Annotated in this window: 3 protein-coding genes; 2 read left to right on the forward strand and 1 reads right to left on the reverse strand. The window is 65.9% G+C overall.

Annotation, left to right across the window (positions count from 1 at the left end; translation table 11 throughout):
• On the reverse strand, window positions 1–2207 hold a 2207-nt coding region (locus AC1DO7_RS38795), incomplete at its 3' end, for a PAS domain S-box protein (protein ID WP_477117384.1).
• A gap of 397 nt (window positions 2208–2604) precedes the next feature.
• On the opposite strand from AC1DO7_RS38795, the gene aceE reads away from it, so the two are divergent.
• Window positions 2605–5292 (forward strand): pyruvate dehydrogenase (acetyl-transferring), homodimeric type, encoded by a 2688-nt coding sequence (aceE, locus tag AC1DO7_RS38800; RefSeq protein WP_441616125.1) that lies wholly within the window; start codon window positions 2605–2607, stop codon window positions 5290–5292.
• A gap of 161 nt (window positions 5293–5453) precedes the next feature.
• On the forward strand, window positions 5454–5686 hold a 233-nt coding region (locus AC1DO7_RS38805; protein WP_477117385.1), incomplete at its 3' end, for a biotin/lipoyl-containing protein.

Genomic DNA, 5686 nt, shown 5'->3' on the forward strand with positions numbered 1-5686 from the left:
GCCGGCAGGCGCGTGAGGATGGTCACGCGGCGCCGGGTGGCTTCCAGGTCGGCCAGRCCCACCGCATCGGCCACGATATCGTGCAGGGCCGCCTCGCGCCGCTGGGGCTGGCTGCGTTTCACGAAGCCGCGGATGCGGCTGATGATGGTACCGGCGCGCACTGCCTGCGCAGAGGTCTTCTCCAGGATCGGGATGAGGTCCTCGGGCGTGCTGCGGCCCGAGCGCAGCCTGGCCACGGCGCCCATGCAGTAGTTGTTGATGGCCGCCAGCGGCTGGTTGAGCTCGTGCGCCAGCGACGACGCCATCTCGCCCATGGTGGTCAGGCGGCTGGTGAACTGGATCCGCTCTTCGTGCTGGCGCGCCATTTCCTCGGCGGYCTTGCGCACGGTGATGTCGGTGGCGATCTGCATCTGCGCCAGGTGGCCGTCCACCCACTGGATATAGCGGCGGCGCACCTCGAACCACTTCTGCATGTCGGGCACGAAGACCTCGCGCGCGTCCGACGAGTAGGGCATCAGCTCGGACGCGGGCAGCCCGGCATAGGCGTCGATGAAGTCAGTGGCGTCGCTCGACACCTGTTCCTTGTCGACCTCGCCGCCGGCCAGCTTGAGATGGCCTTCGGCTTCCCAGCCGAACAGCTGGCGGTAATAGCGGTTGGCGAACAGCAGCTCGGGCTTGTCCGTGGCCAGCACCGACACGGCCGCATCCAGGCTTTCCAGCACCGTGGTGAAACGGTCGTGCGCGGCGGCGAGTTCCTCGCGGGCGCGCTTGGGCTCGGTGATATCCGTCATCGAGCTCATCCAGCCGGTATGGCGGCCGCGGCCGTCCACCAGCGGCGAGACATACATGCGCGCATAGAAGCTGCTGCCGTCGCGGCGCATGACACGCATCTCGTAGCCGCCCGCCGGCGACTTGCCTTGCAGTGTCAGGTCGATCTGCTTCTGCATCTCCGGCTGGTCGTTGGGCGGCCAGTAGGGGAAGGGCGGCACGCGGCCGACCAGGTCGGCATCCTGCCAGCCSGTCATGCGGCAGAASGCSGGGTTGACGTAGGTGATGCGGCCGTTCAGGTCGAGCGCGCGCAGCCCGATCAGCATGGAGTTTTCCATCGCCCGSCGGAACGAAGTCTCGGCCAGCAGGGCACGCTGCGCCTCGGAGCGGCGGCTGGTGTGCCGCCACATGCTCCACAGGCTCCACAGCAGGAAGCACGACAGTCCCACCACCAGCCACAGCAGCATGTTGTTGGGCAGGTTGGAGGCGGGCGGGTAGGCGTCGGCGCGCAGCGACAGCGAATGCCCGGGCGGGTCGAGCAGCACCTCGTAGGACAGCGCATTGCCCGGCACCGGCCGCAGCGAGGTGCTGGCGCGGATCTGGTTGTTCTTGTCGATCAGCGAAAAACGGTAGCGCTCGGTCAACTCCGGCGGCAGCAGGTGGGTCAGGATGCCGTTGATCGAGTAGAGCGCGCCCAGCGTGCCGAGGAACTCGTTGTCCCGCACGATCGGCACTTCCATCAACATGAAGCTGTCGCCGCGGTCGTTGACCAGCGGGCGCGAGTACACCACGCGCTGGGTTTCGCGGGCGGCGTCGAAGGTGTCGAGCACCTCGGGTTCGAGCGGCTGGTCCTGGGTCTCGCGCAGCCGGTTGGCGAACTCCGAGGTGGAGGGCAGCGACCAGCGTCCGCGGTGGGTGGCGTCGAGCCAGTTGACGAAGACGATCTCGGGGTTCTCGCGCAGGATTTCCTGGGCGGCGGTGCGATAGGCGCCCTGGTCGAGCTGCGCGGCGGCAATGTCGCGCGCCAGCGACGCCAGCTGGTCCTGGTTGCTCAGCAAGGACAGGCGCACGCGCTGCTGGGCCCAGGCGGCATCGCGATAGAGCGCGTCGCGCTGTTGCTGGCGCTCGGTTTCATGCAGCGACCACAGGATCACGCCCATCGCCACGGTGAACAGCACGATGGCCACCAGCGGAATGAACATGAACCAGCTGGTTGCCACCAGGTTGCGCCAGCGCAGCCACCAGAGGCCGCGCGGCGGCCCGTTGACGGCAGGCGACTCGTCCGTGTGGCCCAGCGAATCGAGCTGTGCAAGGGGCGTGAGCGGGGCCGGCGGGGCGGCCGGCGCCGGGTCGCCGCCACCTGGCTTGGCGGTGCCGGAAGCGGAGGGCGGCACGACGGCGGCGCGCAGGTGGGACAGAAAATCTTTGAGGGAAGGCATGGCGGGATTGACGACTGACCGGCCAGTGTAGCGGGATTGCTACCCCGCGTCGCTTGGGGTAAGCGCCAATGCGGCAGTGCGTCATCGGTGCCGAAGGGGAGCCGCGCCGGAAGCGTTCAGCGGCAAGGGCCRGCGCCGATTTGTGATGCGGCGCCGCAATATTCCGCATTATGAGAAACAATATCGCAATTTGAAAATTTGGCTTGTCTTGCCCAATCTGCTTCCATAAAATCGGACCGACCCAAAAGTGCGGACGGAGGGGCTGTGTCTGCCGCTGGCGAAAGCGCCAGGCGGTGTGTTTGCAGCCCGGGCACCGTACCGTAGTCATACCGTCAGGACGGCGTTTCCGCGACAACCATGCGGGAGCGCCGCGGCACGCATTTACCAGGAGACAGTCATGTCAGCTGTACCAGAGCAGATCCTCGGCGCCAGCAGCGCCAACGACGCCGACCCCCAGGAAACCCATGAGTGGCTCGACGCCCTGCAAGGCGTGATTGCCGCCGAAGGCACCGACCGCGCTGCCTTCCTGATCGACAAGCAGATCGAATACGCACGCGTGAACGGCGTTACCCAGCCGTTCCACGCCGAAACGCAGTACATCAACACCATCCCGGTAGAGCAGCAGGCCCGCATTCCCGGCGACCAGGACGTCGAGCACCGCATCCGCTCGTACACCCGCTGGAACGCCATGGCGATGGTGCTGCGCGCCAACAAGCACACCAATGTCGGCGGCCACATCTCGTCGTTTGCCTCGGCGGCCACGCTGTATGACGTCGGCTACAACCATTTCTGGCGCGCGCCGTCGGAGCAGAGCGGCGGTGACCTGGTCTTCGTGCAGGGCCACTCGGCCCCGGGCGTGTATTCGCGCGCCTTCCTGCTCGGCCGCCTGACCACCGACCAGCTCGATAATTTCCGCCAGGAAGTCGACGGCAAGGGCATCTCGTCCTACCCGCACCCGTGGCTGATGCCGGATTTCTGGCAGTTCCCGACCGTGTCGATGGGTCTGGGCCCGATCATGGCCATCTACCAGGCCCGATTCATGAAGTACCTGGACAGCCGCGGCCTGGCCAAGGCCGGCGACCGCAAGGTCTGGGCCTTCCTGGGCGACGGCGAGACCGACGAGCCGGAATCGCTCGGCGCGATCGGCATGGCCGGGCGCGAGAAGCTCGACAACCTGGTCTTCGTCATCAACTGCAACCTGCAGCGCCTGGACGGCCCGGTGCGCGGCAACGGCAAGATCATCCAGGAACTGGAATCCGAGTTCCGCGGCTCGGGCTGGAACGTCATCAAGGTGGTGTGGGGCAGCCGCTGGGATTCGCTGCTGGCGCGCGATACCAAGGGCCTGCTGATGAAGCGCATGATGGAATGCGTGGACGGCGAGTACCAGACCTTCAAGGCCAAGGACGGCGCCTACGTGCGCGAGTTCTTCTTCAACACGCCGGAACTCAAGGCGATGGTGGCCGACTGGTCCGACGACGACATCTGGCGCCTGAACCGCGGCGGCCATGACCCGCACAAGATCTACGCCGCCTACAAGGCAGCCAGCGAACACAAGGGCCAGCCGACGCTGATCCTGGCCAAGACCATCAAGGGCTATGGCATGGGCGATGCCGGCCAGGCCATGAACGTGGCTCACCAGCAGAAGAAGATGCCGGTGGAGTCGATCCGCGCGTTCCGCGACCAGTTCAACATTCCGGTCGCCGACGACAAGATCGAGGACGTGCCCTACCTCACCTTCGAAGAAGGCTCGAAGGAACTGGAATACATGCGCGCCCGCCGCATGGATCTCGGCGGCTACCTGCCGGCCCGCCGCCTCAAGGCCGAGCCCTTGCAGATTCCCGAGCTGTCGGCTTTCGATGCCCTGCTCAAGGCCACCAGCGAGGGCCGCGAGGTGTCCACCACCATGGCCTTCGTGCGGATCCTGAACACGCTGCTCAAGGACAAGCAGATCGGCAAGCACGTGGTGCCCATCGTGCCCGACGAGTCGCGCACCTTCGGCATGGAAGGGCTGTTCCGCCAGGTCGGCATCTGGAACCAGGAAGGCCAGAAGTACGTGCCGCAGGATCATGACCAGCTGATGTTCTACAAGGAATCGCAGACTGGCCAGGTGCTGCAGGAAGGCATCAACGAAGCCGGCGCCATGTGCGACTGGATCGCGGCCGCCACGTCGTACTCGACGCACGGCGTGCAGATGATCCCGTTCTACATCTACTACTCGATGTTCGGCATCCAGCGCATCGGCGACCTGTGCTGGGCGGCGGCGGACATGCGCTCGCGCGGCTTCCTGCTGGGCGGCACCTCGGGCCGCACCACGCTCAACGGCGAAGGCCTGCAGCACGAAGACGGCCATTCGCACGTGTTCCACGCCGTCATCCCGAACTGCATCTCGTACGACCCGACCTTCCAGTACGAACTGGCGGTGGTCATGCAGGACGGCATGCGCCGCATGTACGTCGAGCAGGAAGACGTGTACTACTACCTGACGGTGATGAACGAGAACTACGAGCACCCGGAAATGCCGGCCGGCTCGGAGAAGGACATCGTCAAGGGCATGTACCAGTTCCGCAAGGGCGTGGAAAACAGCAACGCGCCGCGCGTGCAGTTGCTGGGCTCGGGCACGATCTTCCGCGAAGTCATCGCCGCGGCCGATCTGCTCAAGAAGGACTGGGGCGTGGAATCGGACCTGTGGAGCTGCCCGAGCTTCACCGAGCTGGCCCGCGAAGGCCACGACGTCGAGCGCTTCAACCTGCTGCACCCGACCGAGACGCCGCGCGAGTCGTTCGTCGCGCAGAAGCTCAAGGGCGTGCGCGGCCCGGTGATCGCCTCCACCGACTACATCCGCGCGTTCGCCGAACAGATCCGTCCGTTCGTGCAGCGCCGCTATGTGGTGCTGGGCACCGACGGCTTCGGCCGCTCGGACACCCGCGAAAAGCTGCGCCACTTCTTCGAGGTCGACCGTCACTGGGTGACGCTGGCGGCACTGAAGGCGCTGGCCGACGAAGGTGCGATCGGCCGCGACAAGGTGGCCGAAGCCATCAAGAAGTACAACCTCGACCCCAGCAAGCCGAACCCGATGTCGGTCTAAGCCGGCTGACCGCACGAACCCCCGCAGGAAGGCAACCGCGCCGCCGGCGCCCGGACCCCGATCCGGCGCCTTGCGGCGTGGCGGCGTGACAGATTCGGGCGGTGAGGGTAACCTCGCCGCTTGTGCTTGTCGTGCCCGTTGTCCTGCCCAGGAGACACTGAATGAGTCAAGCGATTGAAATCAAGGTGCCGGATATCGGCGATTACGACGCCGTTCCCGTCATCGAAGTGCACGTGAAACCGGGCGACACCATCAAGGCGGAAGACGCCCTGGTGACGCTGGAATCGGACAAGGCCACGATGGACGTGCCGTCGCCGCAGGGCGGCACCGTCAAGGAAGTCAAGATCAAGGTCGGCGACAACGTTGCCGAAGGCACCGTGCTGGTCATGCTGGA

This window comes from Cupriavidus sp. 05N40 (assembly GCF_056397305.1).